The 19,821-nt window shown below is 37.6% G+C and carries 14 protein-coding genes and 2 tRNA genes; 3 read left to right on the top strand and 13 right to left on the bottom strand.

Annotated features, from left to right (window positions below; genetic code table 11):
* Positions 1–8 precede the first annotated feature (8 nt).
* The 11 genes from L0B17_RS08775 to wecB form a co-directional block, all read right to left on the bottom strand.
* Positions 9–1,211 carry an outer membrane beta-barrel protein gene (locus L0B17_RS08775; protein WP_235089380.1) on the bottom strand — a complete coding sequence of 401 codons (1,203 nt, stop codon included), beginning with the start codon at positions 1,209–1,211 and terminating at the stop codon, positions 9–11.
* A 161-nt stretch (positions 1,212–1,372) separates the two neighbouring features.
* Entirely contained in the window at positions 1,373–2,773 is a 1,401-nt protein-coding gene (locus L0B17_RS08770) for an undecaprenyl-phosphate glucose phosphotransferase (protein WP_235089378.1), read from the bottom strand.
* A gap of 132 nt (positions 2,774–2,905) precedes the next feature.
* The gene (locus L0B17_RS08765; RefSeq protein WP_272491891.1) at positions 2,906–3,610 is read right to left on the bottom strand and encodes a WecB/TagA/CpsF family glycosyltransferase; all 705 of its coding nucleotides are present in this window, start codon (positions 3,608–3,610) and stop codon (positions 2,906–2,908) included.
* Between the two features lie 37 nt (positions 3,611–3,647).
* Positions 3,648–5,495 carry an asparagine synthase (glutamine-hydrolyzing) gene (gene asnB, locus L0B17_RS08760; protein ID WP_235089368.1) on the bottom strand — a complete coding sequence of 616 codons (1,848 nt, stop codon included), beginning with the start codon at positions 5,493–5,495 and terminating at the stop codon, positions 3,648–3,650.
* Positions 5,483–6,646 (bottom strand): hypothetical protein, encoded by a 1,164-nt coding sequence (locus L0B17_RS08755; RefSeq protein WP_235089366.1) that lies wholly within the window; start codon positions 6,644–6,646, stop codon positions 5,483–5,485. The genes asnB and L0B17_RS08755 overlap by 13 nt, the downstream gene beginning before the upstream one ends.
* Before the next feature lie 3 nt (positions 6,647–6,649).
* Positions 6,650–7,846: a glycosyltransferase gene (locus L0B17_RS08750; protein WP_235089364.1), complete on the bottom strand. Its 1,197-nt coding sequence runs from the start codon at positions 7,844–7,846 to the stop codon at positions 6,650–6,652.
* On the bottom strand, positions 7,839–8,297 hold the full coding sequence (locus L0B17_RS08745) for a serine O-acetyltransferase (protein ID WP_235089362.1): 459 nt from the start codon (positions 8,295–8,297) through the stop codon (positions 7,839–7,841). Before L0B17_RS08745 ends, L0B17_RS08750 begins: the two co-directional genes overlap by 8 nt.
* A gap of 61 nt (positions 8,298–8,358) precedes the next feature.
* Positions 8,359–9,639 (bottom strand): O-antigen ligase family protein, encoded by a 1,281-nt coding sequence (locus L0B17_RS08740; protein ID WP_235089360.1) that lies wholly within the window; start codon positions 9,637–9,639, stop codon positions 8,359–8,361.
* Positions 9,629–10,918, bottom strand: coding sequence for an oligosaccharide flippase family protein (locus L0B17_RS08735; RefSeq protein WP_235089359.1), 1,290 nt, complete (start codon positions 10,916–10,918; stop codon positions 9,629–9,631). Before L0B17_RS08735 ends, L0B17_RS08740 begins: the two co-directional genes overlap by 11 nt.
* A 4-nt stretch (positions 10,919–10,922) precedes the next feature.
* Positions 10,923–12,161, bottom strand: coding sequence for a UDP-N-acetyl-D-mannosamine dehydrogenase (wecC, locus tag L0B17_RS08730; RefSeq protein ID WP_235089350.1), 1,239 nt, complete (start codon positions 12,159–12,161; stop codon positions 10,923–10,925).
* A 463-nt stretch (positions 12,162–12,624) separates the two neighbouring features.
* Complete coding sequence (wecB, locus tag L0B17_RS08725) at positions 12,625–13,761, bottom strand: non-hydrolyzing UDP-N-acetylglucosamine 2-epimerase (protein ID WP_272491894.1); 1,137 nt, start codon at positions 13,759–13,761, stop codon at positions 12,625–12,627.
* Positions 13,762–15,134: 1,373 nt separating this feature from the next.
* On the opposite strand from wecB, the gene L0B17_RS08720 reads away from it, so the two are divergent.
* Genes L0B17_RS08720 through L0B17_RS08710 form a run of 3 tightly spaced genes read left to right on the top strand, consistent with a single transcriptional unit; the run spans position 15,135 to position 18,368 of the window.
* Entirely contained in the window at positions 15,135–15,785 is a 651-nt protein-coding gene (locus tag L0B17_RS08720; RefSeq protein WP_235089347.1) for a transglutaminase-like cysteine peptidase, read from the top strand.
* Positions 15,786–15,797: 12 nt separating this feature from the next.
* The gene (locus L0B17_RS08715; protein WP_235089345.1) at positions 15,798–17,858 is read left to right on the top strand and encodes a bifunctional diguanylate cyclase/phosphodiesterase; all 2,061 of its coding nucleotides are present in this window, start codon (positions 15,798–15,800) and stop codon (positions 17,856–17,858) included.
* 18 nt (positions 17,859–17,876) lie between these two features.
* A complete protein-coding gene (locus L0B17_RS08710) occupies positions 17,877–18,368 on the top strand; it encodes a hypothetical protein (protein ID WP_235089343.1) in 492 nt (163 codons plus the stop codon).
* 710 nt (positions 18,369–19,078) lie between these two features.
* Here L0B17_RS08710 and L0B17_RS08705 read toward each other — a convergent pair.
* Positions 19,079–19,168: transfer RNA gene (locus tag L0B17_RS08705), tRNA-Lys, on the bottom strand.
* A 59-nt stretch (positions 19,169–19,227) separates the two neighbouring features.
* Positions 19,228–19,320 (bottom strand) — tRNA-Lys (locus L0B17_RS08700).
* Positions 19,321–19,821 lie beyond the last annotated feature (501 nt).

Genomic DNA, 19,821 nt, shown 5'->3' with positions numbered 1-19,821 from the left:
CTTAAAACCTATAATGTCATCTGAGCATTAATATAATAAACGTTACGATCAAACCCAAAGTTTGCATCGCTAGACCAGCTGTCAGTAATATCCACCCCAGCCACAAGCGTTAACCAACGCGTGGTAACATAAGCCGCTGAAAGCGAATACACTTTTAACTCGTCGTTACGTACTACGCCGTTATAGTCATCATCGGTTTGATTGTAACCCAGGTTAGTTGACAAAAAGTCATTCCAGCCATGGTCCCAGCTAACACCATAAGTGGTTGACTCAATATAGTTACCTGCACCATTTGGGTCTTTAGCGCTGTTACCGGTATTGAAGGTTAATGCTGAATAGGTTAATGGCGACCAGGTAACACTGGCATCCCACGATAAACCACTAAAGTCATCACGGCTGGCATTGTCAAAGTCTTTGTCCTGGTTACCTATACGGATAGAACCTGAAGTCATTGCCGTTGCCTCCCAGTCCACACCGACACGGTAAAACGTGCTAGTGCTGTCGCGGTCACCACTTAAGTCTGCAACATCATAATCTGTGTTGACTACGCTGGCATCAAATACCCAGCTAACCGATGCACCACTGTCGTAATAAAAAACTGCCCCATACTTAGTGTCGGCATAATTACGATAAACTGTTAAGGCTTCAAAGTTAGTAAATTCTTTATCAAAATAACTGGCATTCAGTTGCACACGTGCTGGCGTAGTTTGCGCGCCGTATTCGTAATAACCACCTACTTTGTAGGTATCAAAAGTAGCCGGTTCATTTTGAACCTCGCCATTACCTTCAAAAACACCACTACCCCGTTCTTCATGGCCAGCATCATAATTTGCATTAAGGTTAAATTTATTTGACTGGTTTAGCTCAACATCTGCCGCACCACCCAAATTAAAATCTAAAAAGTCATCTTCACTGCTACTAAAAAAATGACCATAATCAACATTAGTTTGGAAGGTATATTCATTATTACCATCCAATAATTGCCCTTGTAAGCCAGGGGTAACGCCTAAAATCCAACTATCTGTTTTAAAGGTTTTTGTACTGGCAATGTTGTCATCATATTTAAAACCGGTATTAAGGTACGGAATTAAATCAATACCAGATGCGGTTTGAATCACACCAGGCTGTTCATCAGCTGCAATAGCGGGCGACAAAGCAAATACACTAAACAGAGCAACGCAAGAGCAACTAAATTTAAAAGGGATGTTCATCTTGTATATCCTTATAAAAAAACAGACAACAGCTAAATGAGATTACAAATCACATCTATACTGCCACTTCAATTTGAAACAAGCATGACAACTTATCGCCAAATAATGGCATTAAGCAATCTAGCTAACATAATTTAAAAAATACTGACAAAGACATAACGCTAGTAAACATTCTTGCCAACAAAACCTTTAAACAAGGTCATAAATACAATTCTGACATCCCACCACAAGGTCCAGTTACGAATATAAGCCAGGTCGAACTCAATGCGTTTTTCCATCTTGTCTAAGGTGTCGGTTTCACCGCGCCAACCATTCACTTGCGCCCAACCGGTAATACCTGGCAATACCTTGTGGCGCAGCATGTAATAACTCACCAGTTTGCGGTACTGCTCGTTATGTGACACCGCATGTGGCCTGGGGCCAACCACTGACATGTCACCGCGAAGTACATTAAAAAACTGCGGTAATTCATCTAGTGAGGTACGGCGAATAAATGCGCCCACTTTAGTAATGCGGGCATCACCTTTAGTGGCCTGGGTGACTACGGCGGTATTTTCAGTTACCGTCATCGACCTAAATTTCCACACTTTAATTTTACGGCCATCTAAGCCGTATCTGTCTTGCTTAAAAATCACATTACCAGGAGAGGTCACAAACACCGCCACCGCCACCGCTAATAACACTGGCGATATCGCAATAATGGCGCACAGGCTAAAGGCCACATCAAAACTGCGTTTATAAAAGCGCTTCATGCCATTAACCGGTGACTCAAACACACTAATAGTATCAACGTCACCTACGTTACCAATGCGGGCATGCATTAAATTTTTCATTAAAAAGTCTGGGGTAATTAACACATCAACCGTACTGTTGCCTAGTTGCTCAATAATATCAGCAATGCGCTGTTCGGCTAACATAGGTAAACAGATATACAGCTTTTGAATATCGCCACTTTTAGCTAATTCAATTGCATGGTTAATATTACCTTCAATTAATTTAGGCTCGTGTTTTTCAATACGGCTAGCGTCTCTGTCATCAAAAAAGCCGATACAATCAAACCCTAACTCATCATGTTTCCAAATTTCTTCATACAAGTTCATCCCCGTATCGGTTAACCCAACAATGGCGACTTTTTCAACGCTATAGCCGCGTATACGACGCACACGTTTTATTTCACGCACCACCATACGCCAGGCCACTAACGAGATCACAGACAATACAAACCAACCCGTCATTACCACCCGTGAATACAGCTCGGTATATTTAAATAAAAATAACACGGTAAACATCAATAAAAAGCAGATCACCACAATCGCAATCAACATGCGGCACATATGAGAAAACTTGCCCAGGCGCCATGACCGATATAAACCAAACGACTCGCTGATATAACTGAACATTAACAATACGCCGGCCAATACTAATAAATAATCTTTATTAAATGCCACCTTATAACCCTGCATAATCACTAACAGTGACAGCACAATAATGGTGATATCTAACATTCTGAGTATAAAACTAGAGTTGGTGTGCGAGAACTGTAACTGGGATGGCCTATCCATGTGTTCCACCTAAAATAATTAACTGATCTTGCTGTTGCTGTTGCTGTTGCTGTTGCTGTTGCTGTTCATAACACTAAAAGTGACTGGTACACCAAATTGAATTAACAAAACGTCCATCTCAACTTTTTAATTTTACTTTTTAAGGAATTTGGCTTTAAGCAGTAAAAGTAAAAACTGGCTATTGGTGAATAAATAGCGCTTCCACATTCGCCCAGGCTCTTGAATAACGCGGTATAACCATTCAAGGCCATTTTTTTGCATCCAAACTGGCGCACGGCTGACCTTACCCGCCACCACATCAAAGGTACCACCCACACCCATTACAAAATCAACGCCCAACTTGTCTTGCCACTTATTGATAAAGTTCTCTTTTTTCGGTGAGGTAATGGCGACAAATAATAATTTAGCACCCGACTGGCGGATTTTATCCACTACAGCTTCTTCATCCTCCCCCTCTTTCTTTCCAAAAAAATAACCATCATTAAAGCCAACTACCTTTAAGTTAGGATAAAGCAATTGAACTTTTTCAGCGGTTTTAGTGACAACATCCTCTGTTGCCCCTAAAAGAAACACAGGAAAATCCCGTTTGGCGCTCATTTTTAATAATTCATGAAACAAATCTACGCCAGCAACACGTTCTGGCACATCGTGGCCTAAAAATCTGGCACCAAACACCACGCCCATACCGTCAATATTAATCACATCACAGGCATTAACAGACTCGGCTAACACAGAGTCTGTTTGCATATGGACAATTTTGGCAACATTGACAACGACATGTTGAGTGAATTTACCTTCGTTTAATCTTTGCTCTATTAAATGTACAGTATCTTTCATGCTTCCGGAATCCATTGGACAATCTAGAACATATAATCTATTTAGCATCGTATTCTTGGCTCCATAATGAAAACATTAATAGTGAAAATATTTGCTTACCTAAATCTTCATTACCTGATTGATGGCGAGTCCAAATATCCAAAACAGCACTCCTATTAATATAATTAAAATGAGGCAAGTTCTCTGATAAAAGATGATCTTCTATAAACCCCTTCCATATACTTTTTGACCACGTAGAGAAAGGCACATGAAAACCTAATTTTTTTCGATGTACGATACTAGAAGGTAAGTATTTTTCAGCCATAAGCTTATGAACCAATTTTCCATTTTTAAACTTAACTTTATAATTCAATGGTAATGACTCTACAAATTCAACTAAGTCGACATCAAGCATAGGTACTCTTGTCTCAAGTGAAACATGCATAGAAAGCTTATCAGCATAAAGCAACAAATCGTCAGCCAAGCTCATTCTAGAGTCAACTTGCATCATCAACTCTGCCTGAGTTAACTTACCTTGTTTAGCCCAATTACACCAAAAAGCTAATGTTTCATTCAAATTGCCGCTGTTAGTTGTTCCACATAATTTATACCGATCACTTTCCGAGAATAATGATGATGCATGTATAACTTGAGAGCCAACGTCATTAGCAGCTAAAGAGTAGATTGCTCTTCTAAAACTTTCATTTTTGTACATAAATGAAGGCGAACAAAATTTAATCGCTTGCCAAAAGCCACTATTCTTAAAAAAGTTACGTACTATTTCGACTTGATATTTATTGTATCCCCCCCAAGGCTCATCAGTACCTTGCCCTGTTAATACTACAGAAACATCTTTTTTTGCAGCATGAACTAAACTCCACATTGGTAAAATGGAAGTTGTACCTAAAGGTTCCTCGATAGTTTTAGCAATATTGATAAACGAATCAAGCAAATCATCTGGTGATACGAGTACTTCATTAAAATCTAAACCTAATACTGCAGCTGTATGCCTAGCATTACTTAACTCACACTCAGCAAAGCCATCACCAAAACCAACAGAGTAACAAGGTAATTTATGACCAGAATCCGCAGCCATCGCAGCCACTAACGCTGAATCGACTCCACCGGAAAGTAACATTCCAACAGGTACATCAGACAATAGTTGACGTTTCACAGCTGTTTGAAGTTTTACTTGATATTGCGAAACAGCATCCTCAATAGAACCTTCAAACTTGTTTTCTTTAAGAGATATAAATTGTTTTTCATCGACTAGCACCCCTTTATTAATATCATATTTTATTATAGAACCTGGTTTAACTCTTTTTATGTTCGATAACAGAGTATTAGGTGATGCAACAAATCTAATAGAAAAAAACTCTTCAATTCCAGAACGTGAAACCTCTGGTTTTATTTTTAATTCTCTTGTTAAAAACTTCACCTCTGAAGAGAAAGCAAACTGTTCTCTATATGAATAGTAATAAATAGGTTTAATACCAAAATTATCTCTTACGAGATAAAGTTCACCATTTTCCAGATCAACAGCACAAAAGCTAAACATCCCGTTTAATTTCTTACAAGTATCTTCTACTCCATAAATAGAAATTAATTCAACTAATGTTTGAGTATCTGAAGAACTAGTAAAATCTATATTAAGTAATTTCCTAAGCTCAATATGGTTATATATTTCACCATTAAAAGATATCAACCAACGATTACAAAGACTAAACATAGGCTGCGCACCAGCCGATGATGTATCGAGTATGGATAAACGAGTATGACCTAGGTAAAGTTTTGAGTTTTCAAAATCAACTTCATGAAACCCACTAGAATCTGGACCGCGATGAGAAATGATGTTAAGTTGATCCTTTACAAATGGAATATTAACTGCACCTGCTATACCACACATATTGAGCACCTTAATGAATTCAATCTACTTAACTGGTAAAGATAAGGTATAATCCCCCACCTCATGTAGTTTTCACCAACACGCCGGCCAAATAGATCTATTTGCGCATAATAAATATTATTAACTTTGAATTCAGCCTCTACCTTACTAGAGACTTCCAATGCAAAATCAACATTCCCACTATCAATCAAGACACCTATAAATTCGGCTTGATCATATAATATATATTTATATGGATCTTTAATATCCTGAACAGAAAATCTTTTCACAAGCCCTACATTACTTTGATAAAAATTATCAATAATATAACGAATAGAATTATTAATTGCAGCATCTAATTTAGTAGAATTTATTGACAAAAGCTCTTTAACTTTAATCAAGTTTTTCACTACAAAACAACTATGAAAGCAATCTATAAAATTCCCAGGTTCATTATCTGCATAATATAGCCATGAACCATTACTTTCCTGGCATGAGACAATCCAATTTAAAATACTAATTGCTTTGTCATTCGCGGTAGACCTTCTTTCAGGATGACCATGAATAGAATGAAGAGCATAAGAATATGCAGCATAACTATTAGCGTTAACAACAATTCTTGGTTCACTAACAGGCGCATAAGATAAAGCTAATTTATCATCATCGTCAAACATAACTTTCAAAGATTCAAGAAAGCCCCAAGTTTTATTAAATAAAGCTAAAGAAATAATATTTACTGATTCAAAACTACTTAACTTTAATAACGCCTCCATTGCATAAGGCGTGTGTGTAACAAAAGGCTGTTGACTAGAGTATGTACCATTCTTCGATACCCAGGTAAATCCGAGTCCAAATGCAAACGAATTTTCACTATTAACAGCAGCTTGCTCCTTTAATAAACAAAGAGTTTCTAGTGCATTACTTTCATTAATCCATGAGTTTTCATAGGCTATCAATATATATTGAGAAACAGAAATAGGATGCAATGACTTTTTAGTATTTAAAATATTTCTAGTGAATTCAGGAATAAATAATTCACAAGAAGCTATACCTGCAGCCATAAACTTACTTAATAACTTACCTTTATAAAAACCATTTCTTACTTCCTGACCAAAAGAAGTTGTCCATAAATCATATGGATCATAATAAGGTTCTATTTCAAAAACGTCCATCGACTATAATTCCAACTTTTTAAAGCCTAGCAAAGATAACTCTTGTTCTACATGAGATAACTTATTAACCCAAGTATGACTCTCAACTCTTGCTCTCATTCTTTTAATCTCGTTTAAATCAACTGGCTTATTTACAATATTTTTAACTAATGTAGAGAAATCATGTTTATCAGAAGCGATATTAACTAAACCGTCATAATAATCTAACTCAGGAAAATATGTCGTTACTATAGGTTTTCCAATAGCTAAGTATTCTTTAAGCTTTATAGGATTGCATGCCTTTATCCATTCATTGTCATTCCAAGGCATTAATAATAAATCACAAAATGCCATGTACTTTGGTACTTCTAAATAATCAACCTGACCAACTAAAATTATATTGTCAAGCTTAAATACGTCTTCATTGAAAGTTGACTTGCCTACCAAAATAAAAGTTATTTCTGGATTATCTTTAGCTGCTTGGGTAATTAATTGAGAATTGACAACGTCGGCTTCTAATGCGCCAATAAAACCAGCAATTGGCGAGCTAACTTTAGACAAGTTAGTTAAGATTTCAATTTTATCAGAAGCATCACCAGCCTTTTTGAACAACTTGAAATCTACACCATGATCTATAAAATGACACTTATATTCGTAATCAGTGCCTTTTGCTTCATTTAAAATATAGTGAGAACAATAAAGTATTATATTTGCTTTAGTTTTCATCCCCTTATCAAAAGACTTTATTTTATGAAAATCAACTTCAGGGAAATGTTCATAGAAGTCTGTTCTTTGATAGACGACTGGTGAATGTTGAAAAATATTAAACCATTGGTAAGCCATTGGCGTTGCAACCCAAAACAAAGGATTTCTTATACCTATTGATCTAGACCATTTCTTTATCATCAATGGCACTATCCAAGCAGTTAGCAAGTAACCAAATTTACCTGGCACAGCAAAAGGTGTAGCTACGAAAAAATTACTATCAAATTTAACACACCCTTTAAATAAACTTTTAAATTTACGAGTAATACGTTTAAAAGTACCATCACCCGAAAATAAAGAAGGCATTCTCATACCGGTACTATTAACATAAAGTACCGGTATAGTAGCACTAAACTTCTTAGAAAATTGCATATCATAGTGTCCACGATTATGAACCCACCAATCCCCTGCTCCAAAAACAATTACACCATCATATTCATATTTAGTGTCAGTCATATATGCCATCCATTATCGAAAAAACATCGACATCAATTGATTTAATTACCTTAGCAGGAATTCCTCCTACGATAGAGTTGGATGGAACATCATTTATAACCACACTATTAGCGGCAATAATTACATTGCTACCAATTACTATATTACCAAGAACCTTTGCTCCAGTAGCTATATAGACATTATTACCAATTAGAGGAGCTTCATTTTGTTTAACCTTTCGACCAATTGTCACCCCTTGTCCGATACTAACCTTATTACCTATAACTGCATTTTTATGAATAACAACGCCTATACCTCTATAAGCGACCATAACATTACGTCCGATTTTAGCTTGCGGGGGTATTACAGAACTAAATACAACTAAGTTTATAAATTTCAACACCCAAACTAAAGGATATATTTTGTATAAATAAAAAAACTTTGAAACTCTATATATTGTAATCGCGCACATGCTGCTCACCTTAAAAGTAAGTTAATAAATTTACATTATAAATATATATAGCAAACATCACTCAACCCTTAGTGTTTTCGTTATATTTCTTTATAGCTACTAAGTAAAACAAAAAAAATAAAAATGAAAGTGTATTTGGTATTGGACCGCCAATTCCGGACTCTAATATTCCATTTATAACAACTAGAAAAAATATATAACTTATAAAACGATCTTTAATTATTCCGCAAAGTTTTAAAAATATAAACAAAGTACTAAATAGCAAGAATACACCAATAAAACCTGTTGTAAAAAAAGATTGAAAAAACATACTGTGAGCAGTGACCGTTGACCACCCCCACTCAGTTTCAAATATTTGTGGCAGCAGTAGTTTGGTTGAAGCGTAACCATACCCAACAACAGGGCTTAATAATGCTTCATTCCAAACAGCTGCCCAAATGTCTGTCCGCCCAGTAAATGTAAGTATTTCTTCTATTGAACCATTTCTAGAAAATTTCAATAACAAATCATCAACATCAAATATCATGAAATAAGTAATTACTGCAAAAATAGATAATAAAATATAATGATAAATATATTTTAAAACCAATTCCTTTTCTATTATAAACAAACCAACAATAGCTATAAATATAGATGTCCTACTCCATGAGGCTATAATACAAAAGCTAAACAATAGTATTGCGCTAACATATAATAACTTCCCTATTATGATTTTCTTTCTCAGATATTGTGTAATAACTATTGCCAAACCAGCCATTTGACCATATGCATTAGCTGAACCAGATAACCCTGTTATTCGCGTGCCACCTATTTCGCCTTGTCCCCAAAACTCCATCACGGTCAACTCTGGAAAAATTGGTACAAGAATTAATGAAATAGAATGAAACAGAATGCTCATGTAAAATATTGCCATGCAAATTTTAGTTAAGTCCAAATTAATGGCTATTGATGCAGCAAATATTAAAAAACATAACTGAACAAGCGAATTAACTGCCGTATAAACTGGTATAGGTGAATAAATTGTCGAAATAAAGCAAAATATACAAAATAAGGTAAGAAACCTAACATTAACATCCAATAAAAGACTGAATACTCTCTTATAATATACTAGAGTATAAGTTGTAATTAAAAGCCAAACCCCTAATCTTAACAATATTTGAAAATCAATTGAAGAATCATCTAACTCTCTATTACGAAAATTTGCTTCAGTAACAAATAAAAAACAAGCAAGTAAAAACATTAACGTAGAAGAAGGCGCACAATTCATTCCTTTAAAAATTAATATTGTCAATGATAGGAGTGATATCAAGAGTGTTAATGCAAAAACAAAATCAATCAACATTACAATTTCGCTTAAAAAATTTAACATAATAAAATAAATACAATATTGATTTTACGTTAGGAATAATATTTATATTCATATACTTATATAAAAAAAACACATTCAAAACATTAAATAAAATTATACTCAAAGCACTGGTAATAGCAGCCCCCCAAAGACCGTAAAAGAATGTCAATTGGCCCCCGATTATAATTGTAACAAATAGAGTTATAATTACACTTTTCTCTACTAACTTTGCCTTTCCTCCCATAGTTAGAATATAACTAGCGGAACCAGTAACAGCATTAAATAGTTGAGCTATGGCTACAACGATAAAAACACTATGAAGGAGTTTAAATTCAGGACCATAAAAACCAATTAACAACTCACCATAAAAAATTAGAATAATCAAAAATGGCAATGAAACAAAAAGCATTAACAAAGATATTGCACGTGAAACTTCACCTACAGAATTAGTTTTACCCTCAGAAAAATAAGTTGCATATATAGGGTTTGTGACAAGATTAAATACACCCAAGGCAAAAGCAATAAGTAAAGCGGTTCTTTGAATAGCAACAAAAAAACCTACATCTTCTGAAGTTGAAAATATTGATAAAAAAATTAATGGCAACCATTGAAGAGCTACATGACCAACGATTCCGCTAAAGTAAGGTAGAGTGTCTTTTACATAAAAAGCTAACAATTTTATTTGACTGAAATCGGGAAACAATTGATATTTCATAAACAAAACTCTTGCAGATATAATTAAAGAAACAAATAGCCCTATTAAATATAAACTCCAAACTTGCAGAAAACTAATAGATTCAAAGAAAACTAAAAATATAAACAAAACGCTCCAAACGAGAATCTCTTGTGACCAAATACTAAGATCTGCACGATTTAAACCTTGAAAAACATTCCCTAAAAGATAAACGATAGAAAATATAAAACATGATATAGAAATTATAACAGCAATATAATTTGACCACCCCCCAACATAAAGTGCAAAAAAATATACGATAGGAATAATAATAGAACTAACGAGTAAGCAAAGGATTAAAGCATTACCCAGAATAATATTTGTTGCGTTTCCAGCCGACTGTGCGACTTCTTTGACTATTTTATGGTCTAGACCAAATCGAATAATTGATGATATAAGTAAAAGATAAGCTAACCAAGAAAAAAACTCACCTGCCAGTTCTGCTCCACCTTCTCTCACAAGTAAAATAGATACTAAATATGAAGATAGTGAAGCAAAAACTTTTACAAAGAAGGTTGATAGGACTTTTTTTGCTAACATTTAATTAAACAATCCCACGCGTATCAATAATCACTTTCTTAGCAAACTGACTTTTATCAGCCGCTTTAAATTGTTTATGATCAACTAACACAACTATTACATTAGCTTTTTCGAGTGCGGTTTCTAATGTCACGAGTTCTACGTTTTTCTGTATTAACTTATTAGGTAGCTCTTTTATGTTTGGCTCTACCGCCAATATGTCTGCAATGCCTAAACCGGCTAGGTGCTCAACAATTTGTAATGCAGGGCTTTCACGTAAATCATCAATATCGGCTTTAAAGGCTAAGCCAAAACAGGCGATGACTGGTTTTTTGAATTGGTCAGCGGCTTGAATAATTTGGTCGATAACATAAAACGGTTTGGCGTCGTTAGTTAATCGCGCCTGGCGGATAATATTGGCTTCATCTGGGCAGCTATCGACAATAAACCAGGGGTCAACCGCAATACAATGCCCGCCTACACCTGGACCTGGGCTTAATATGTTTACTCGCGGGTGACGATTCGCTAGCTTAATCAGCTCCCATACGTTGATTTTTAACTTGTCACTAATAACCGATAGTTCATTGGCAAAAGCAATATTAACGTCACGGAATGAATTTTCAGTTAGTTTGGCCATTTCAGCTGTACGGGCATTAGTGATAACACACTCACCGCGGACAAAGGTTTCATACAATTCGACGGCTCTTAAACTACAGGCTTTACTCATACCACCGATTACGCGGTCATTAGACACTAGCTCTTGTAATACATAACCAGGTAATACGCGCTCAGGACAGTGAGCCACTTTAATATCTGCGTTGTCACCTAAGTCTTGCGGGAATGATAGGTCTGGACGGGCTTGTTTCAGCCATGCCGATAACTTTTCAGTTGCGCCTACAGGTGAAGTCGATTCAAGAATAACCAGGTTACCTTTTTCTAATACTGGTGCTATGGCTTTTGCTGCGGCTTCAATGTATTTAAGATCTGGTGCATTGCCTTCTTTAAAAGGGGTTGGCACGGCTATCATAAACGCTTCTGCAGGTTCAGGAATAGTTGTTGCGCGTAAATTACCGGTTGTTACCACGCCGCGTACCACTATGTCTAAATCTGGCTCAACAATGTGAATACGGCCTTCATTAATGGTATCGACGGCTTGTTGATTGACATCAACACCCACCACTTCTAACCCGCGTGATGCTAACACCGCTGCTGTAGGTAAACCGATATAACCTAAACCAATAACAGAAACCTTTTTAAACGACATGATATTTCCTAGTAAACTTAAATTGAATTTGATACGTATTTGTAAAGCACTGGCCAAATTGAACTCTGACTGGTTTGGCTGAGTTTAAAAGCAACGGCAAGTGCTTAAGCTCAACACCTGGATTCCCGATAAAAGACCTCGGGAATGACGGACCGAATACGTCATTCCGGTAATGCTTGTGGGCCGGAATCTAGGTGTTAGGCTTTGGCTGTTACGGGCAAGTGCTTAAGTTCAACGCCTGGATCCCCGATTAAAGCATTCGAGGATGACGGCAAGTGCTTAAGTGCTACACCTGGATTCCCGATAAAGGATCTCGGGAATGACGGACCGAATACGTCATTCCGGTAATGCTTGTGGGCCGGAATCTAGGTGTTAGGCTTTGGCTGTTACGGGCAAGTGCTTTAGAGCTACACCTGGATCCCCGATTAAAGCATTCGGGAATGACGGCAAGTGCTTTCTGGTATTAGTTAACTTTTTGGCTAAAGTGCTGCTTTATTGTGTCTATGATGATGTTGCAAGCGTGACCATTACCATATGGGTTATGAGCCTTGCTCATGGTGTTATATTGCACCTGATCCACCAATAAGGTTTCAATAGCATCAATAATCGCTTGTTTGTCTGTACCCACTAACTTAACCGTACCGGCATCAACTGCTTCTGGTCGTTCAGTGGTGTCACGCATCACTAACACAGGCTTACCTAATGAAGGCGCCTCTTCTTGAATTCCGCCAGAGTCGGTTAAAATAATATGCGACTGATTCATAAAGTACACAAAAGGCAAATAATCTAGAGGCTCGATTAAGTGGACATTTTTTACATTTTCAAGAATACGGTTAACAGGCTCACGTACATTTGGGTTTAAATGTACTGGATAAATAATTTGGCACTCTGGATGACTATTGGCAATAGTGACTAGCGCCTCACAAATACGCTCGAATCCGCCACCAAAACTTTCACGGCGATGGCCTGTAACTAAAATCATTTTTTTACTGCTATCGATTACCGGATATTGCTGCGCCAGCGTTTTATTTAGTTGTACATCGTTTTCTAGCTTGGCTTTAATGGTTAATAGTGCATCAATAACTGTGTTACCGGTTATGGTAATAAGGTTTGAATTAATACCTTCATTCACTAAGTTGGCTTGTGAAGAGGATGTAGGCGCAAAATGCAATGTGGCTATGGCGCTGGTGAGTTTACGGTTACCTTCTTCTGGCCAGGGTGAATATATATTGCCGGTTCTTAACCCTGCTTCAACATGCCCTACCGGAATTTGTTGGTAATAAGCGGCTAAACTGGCTGATAAGGTAGTTGCTGTGTCACCATGCACTAACACTATGTCAGGTTTGAATTCTTCTAACACTGGCTTTAAGCCCAGTAAAATATTAGTGGTAACGTCATAAAGGGTTTGGCCAGGTTTCATGATATTAAGATCATAGTCTGGTGTTATTTCAAATAAGTTCAGTACTTGGTCAAGCATTTCACGGTGCTGCGCGGTAACACACACTTTGGCTTCAATGCCATTTGCGACTTCTAAAGCCTTAACCAAGGGTGCCATTTTGATGGCTTCGGGTCTGGTGCCAAATACTGATAATACTTTGATCATATCCAATCCTAGCTTTAAGTTAGTTCCATTAAGAATGTTTAAATAGTAAACCTGTGCAAGCCACCATTAAAAAAAGACACGCTACCGCCACTAGATTGCAGCTTCCAGATTGCTGTGTGCGCTTCAATTTTTGCTTGATTTACCACTCTTTAAAAAGAGTGTTGGGGTATCAGACTAAAGTAGTCGTTATGCTCTGCTAACATCACCTAATGCGGTATGCATTAAGTGGGTGTTTGAGATACAACAGGAAATAACCAAGGGAAAGGGACACAGAAAAGCTAGAGGAGTGAAATCGGCTGATTTTGGCTCAAAAGTAGCTGTGTATGGCTTCATGCCTTGTTTAAAATTTCCTTTTTTACTGCTAGTGCTTCATCCGCTCACTGATAATTCGCAGATTATATGGTATCCAACAAATTAATGACAGTTTTTTGACGCTTTGCGGCGTTTTTTGTTAATGATTTTTTTCATGTTCTTTTGTTACCACTTTAATCGCTTGAAATCACATTAGTTACTGTGTAAGTGTTTGGTTAATTTATCCGCTTAAAACTTCACCCTAGCCCTTTATGCTTACTTACATTCTTTCTTACTAGCAACTAGCAACGGCCTTACCGTAAGGTCTCACATTGCTTGTATTGTCATTGTTTACTGCCATTGTTTATTGCATTGCTGTTGCGCTGCTAGTGCTGACGTTTATGGCATAGCTTATGTGGCAATTGTTACAGTTATATTGTTTCGCCATGATTATTCTGGCCATATTATTACTGCCATATGGGCACAACTACTTAGCGTAATTCGTTATTATTCATATGTCTTACTGTGGCCTTACTGTGCACCTCTGCCTTAGCCAGGTTAAAATTGGACTGTGATAAAAAGCTTTAGCGACTAACTGGGATGTTTCGAGCCAATTTGTTATTTAACGATCAACCTGCTGCCACTGCTATTCAGTCAATATGACTAACGAATATGATTAACTAATATGACTTTTGTCAAAAAACCGCCGCTTTAAAATACTGCGGTTGAATTTAGCTTGAGCTTACCTAAACTTAACGTCGCGGTTTAGATTTAGCGGAATGGGTTTTGAAATTGATTTAACTTTCCTGTTTAACGTTTTGCTCACGTTTTTTTGCACTCGATATTGCCTGTTAAACATCTGTCACACTTTTGGCTTACTTAGAAAAATGGCAATAGATTCAATTAAAAAGACTTTGCTTTCGAGTTGTCATTTTATTGTCGTTTAACGGTTAACTAGATTATGATGTGCATCATTATTGTTGCCAATTAACTTACCTTGATAAGTTGATTATGATTAACTTTTTCTAATTCATTGATAAACAGCAGGAATAGCGCGTATTAAATGTGTTTTTTTTGATATGAGTAAATATCGCCACTGGTTAATGATGCCTGTGGTGTTTTCGGCTGTGTGTTTTGCCACGTTAAGCGACGGTTTGTTTAATGACGATTTTTTTGCTGGTATAAACCAGCGTTACGGCGAAGCAAAACTAAATGATTTTTATGACTGGCGTGAAACCATAAATGAAGGTCGCGATTTAGATGATTATGACAGATTGCTATTGGCCAATACCTTTGCCAATAGGCGTATTAATTTTAAGTCTGATTTAGCACACTGGAACACCTTAGATTACTGGGCTACGCCGACAGAGTCTTTAGGCACTGGTGCGGGCGATTGTGAAGATTATGCAATTTTCAAATACATGACTTTGCTTGGCATGGGAATGGATGAACACAAGCTGCGGTTAATGTATGTGCGCTCGTTAACTTTTGATGAGCCACATATGGTATTAATTTACTTTGAAACGCCATCATCTTTGCCCCTTGTATTAGATAACCTTAATCGTAAGGTGTTATCGGCCAATCGTCGACCCGATTTAAAACCAATTTATTCATTTAATGGGCAAGGTTTATGGTTAGCTAAGGCGCATGGGTTAAGTTCGGCAAAACCAGATAGTAAAGGCACTACCGATTGGTCGGTTTTAATGCAACGTATAGAAAACGGTGAATAAGGATTAAATATTATGTTTAGAAAGGGAATGTCTTTACGGGCGCAGTTATATTTGCTGATTGCGTGTTTGTCTTTGTTCAGTTTTGGTGCGTCGCTTTATAATAACGTGTCTAACATGCGCAGTTATTTAAATGAGCAATTAGCGTCTCATGCACAAGGGGCGGCCATTAGTTTAGGCTTGTCTATATCCCCTTATATGGATGAAGAAGGTATGGTGATTGCAGCAACCATGACGAATGCTATTTTTGACTCGGGTTACTATCAGCGTATTTCGTTTACCAATGTTGAAGGTGAGCTTAAGTTTGAGCGGCTTAATAAACACGGTAATTTTGGTGTACCTAAATGGTTTATGGCTTTACTGCCGTTAACGCCACCGGTAATGGTAAGTGAAGTCAGCAATGGTTGGAACATAGCCGGTACACTTGAAGTACAGTCCCATGCGGGTACGTCTTATAAAACATTGTGGGACCATAGCATTAGTGCATTAACGACCACTTTGATGCAATTTTTTATCGCTTTATTGTTTGCTTACTTGATTATTAAGTCGGTACTTGCACCGCTAAAACGGATTGAACTACAGGCTGAGGCGGTGATTGAAAAGCGCTTTGACCTAAACCCGATCAAACCCTTTACGACCGAGTTAAACACGGTAGTAAATGCGATTAACAAAATGGTGACGAATATTCAGCGCTCGTTTTCAGAACAAACACTGCACGCTGAAAAGTTATCCAAAGAAGTGTATATCGACAGTCACACAGGCCTACCTAACAGACGCGCATTGATGAAGGCGTTTGACTCGTTAAAACATGAAGCAGAAACCAACGGAAACCGTTTATATTTTGGTTTAGTGTCGTTAACGTCATTACAGTATATTAACGATACTGAGGGTTACACCCACGGTGATGCATACATTACTGAAGGCGCGACGATTCTAGCTGACCAAGTATCGCTTTATAGTGATGTCAGCATTTATAGGGTGTCGGGATCTGAGTTTGCTATTTTGTCGCAAACCACCCATGACCTAGTGTCTGTTTTAGATGGCAAAATGGGCGATGCGTTTTCGGTAGCAAACACCAATCGGTTTATCCAGGGTTTTGCAAAGCATGCATTAACCAGTGTTGACTACTCAGAAACCTTTTCTGATGCCGCGCAACGTTTAGATACCCAGTTAACCCATGACAGTTACTTAGACTCTCCGGCAATGGGATTAACCTCATCGCCTGCTACCTCAACCCATTCACGTGAAGAGTGGGTGGTGATTCTGAAGAGGTTTACTGAGTATTTTAAAGCTGAGATCATTCACACTAAGCCGCAGGATTTTGCGATTAAGTGTATTCCATTAGACAAGCTGTTTGATTTGATGCTGCAGCCTGTGGTTGATACCCATAGCCAACTGCTTTATGTAGAGTGTTTTGTGCGATTCAAACATAACAATGAAACGCTATCGACCATTGATGTGTTTGCTATGGCTGAACGTTTAGGTTTGCTGCAAGAGTTAGAGCAAACGGTTATTTGTTTTATTTTTTACAAACTACATCATGTTAAAAATACCCGTGTGGCGATCAACATTAGTAACCATGCACAACACAATACTGTCTTTACTGAATGGCTATTTGCAACTTACAAACAATTGCAGTCGAAACTGCCGCCCTTGTTGTTTGAGTTTAATGAGTCTGGTGCGATGCTGTCACTGGAGTCAACTAAGCAATTTATTCGTCAGTCGAAAGCATTAAACATTGAAGTTGCTATTGAGCGTTTTGGCTCTAGTTTAAGCTCGTTCCAATACATTAAAAATTTAGACGTGGACTACATTAAAATTGATGGCAGTTACATACGTGATATAGAACAATCAGATACACAGTTTTTCATTCAAACCATTACCCAGATATGCCATGGTATTGGGATTAAAATGATAGCACCACAAATAGAAACCTTAGCGATAAGCCAGCAATGCGTGCAATTGAACATTGACGGCCTACAGGGAAACGGCTTGTACTCTGTGCGTAATTTTAATACACTTTTGCGAGTAAGTGCTGATACAATTGAAACAGAACTTAAACTTAATGATTTTTAACTAATTGTAAGGAACACAATGATGCGCAAGTTACAAACCGCTGCGGTTGTACTTTCTCTTTTATTGTCTGCAGGTGTTTCAGCTGTCAGCCTAGAAGAATATAATGCTGGCTTACAGGCTGCTGTTGAAGCTGGTACTGTAGGCGAATATACCGAACAAATGTTTGCAAACTCTACTGCGGCTGAAGCTGAAGCCATTTTAGCTGCAGCTCTTGTTGCTGCTGGTGCTGATGAAGCTGCTCAGACTAAAATACTTGCCGCGGCTCAGCAAGCTGGCGTATCAACAGACCTTATTGCTGCAGTTGCTGCAGCAAACGGTGTTTCTGCAAGTGTTGTTGCCGCAGCAACTCAAATAGCGACTGCTGCTGGTAGTAACAACTCTGGCAATTCAGGCAACCAAACGGCTATAAATGCTTCTAATAGACCGAACCCTGGCCAAGGCCAAGGTAATACCGGTGGAAATAATGGCGGTGGCGGCGGTGGCGGCGGAAACGGCGTTTCTGGCAACTAATCCCCTGTTTCACTAGTTCATCTAGTTATTTTTAAAGCCCATTTATATGGGCTTTTTTATTGACTAAATTTCACCTTACCCTTTGTTCCCAATCGCTGTATTTCAGCTCAACCACACTCGCTAGGTTATATACAGTGGAGTGATTTATAGCGGGATTTATAGCGGGATCTATAGCGGAGTGATATAGACAGAGTCAGGCATGGTTAATCGCCACACTACAGCCTTAGTAGTACCAAGTATCTCAGCCTCATCAAAAAATCTGCGTCATCAAAAGCGTTAACACAAAGTAAGAAACACTTATCAAACAGCCTTTTATATTACTCACTGCGTTAATGTGGCTAACATCACTGTTTATCAACAAGCTATACTTGGGTGTATTTACTGATATCCACCTCCCCTATTTAACAGCTGATATTAGCTTACAGCCGCTATACCACCCCTTATTAGCATGTGATCTATTTTAGGCTGTGTGTTTCAGAAAATTGTTTATTAGATTTAAAAGGATTTACTGCATGATGTTAACTAATGAAGAGTTTAATACGCAGAAATAAACAAGTGTTGAGTTGTGAGATTTAAACCTTCGACCAATGGGTTAAAAGCCAACTGCAGCACTTGATCTGAACAAAGAGTGACTGAGCTAACGACCCATCTTGGTTTTGCTGACCGATAATATTTAACTGGATATGATATTAGACGAGAGGAAAAGTGGTGGGGTCGTGAAGGATTCGCACCTTCGACCAATTGGTTAAAAGCCAACTGCAGCTTTTGATCTAAACGAAAAGTGACTGAGCTAACGACCCATCTTGGTTTTGCTAACCGATAATATTTAACTGGATATGATATTAGACGAGAGGAAAAGTGGTGGGTCGTGAAGGATTCGAACCTTCGACCAATTGGTTAAAAGCCAATTGCAGCTTTTGATCTAAACGAAAAGTGACTGAGCTAACGACCCATCTTGGTTTTGCTAACCGATAATATTTAACTGGAGATGATATTAGACGAGAGGAAAAGTGGTGGGTCGTGAAGGATTCGAACCTTCGACCAATTGGTTAAAAGCCAACTGCAGCACTTGATCTGAACGAAAAGTGACTGAGCTAACGACCTATCTTGGTTTTGCTAACCGATAATATTTAACTGGATATGATATTAGACGAGAGGAAAAGTGGTGGGTCGTGAAGGATTCGAACCTTCGACCAATTGGTTAAAAGAAAACTGCAGCTTTTGATCTAAACGAAAAGTGACTGAGCTAACTACCCATCTTGGTTTTGCTAACCGATAATATTTAACTGGAACAAAAGCCAACTGTCTATATTTCAAGAACGACTGAGCTAATGGTTCATCTTGGTTTTGTTGATATTTAAATGGTTAACGGGAATTCAACGGATGGTAATTCAGGAAATGAAAAACTGGTATAAATGATTTCAAGCACTGAAGGGTTAAATACGGGGAGTTG

It is taken from the genome of Shewanella sp. OMA3-2 (assembly GCF_021513195.1).
GTDB lineage: Bacteria > Pseudomonadota > Gammaproteobacteria > Enterobacterales > Shewanellaceae > Shewanella.
This window is presented reverse-complemented; position numbering and strand designations above follow the sequence as displayed.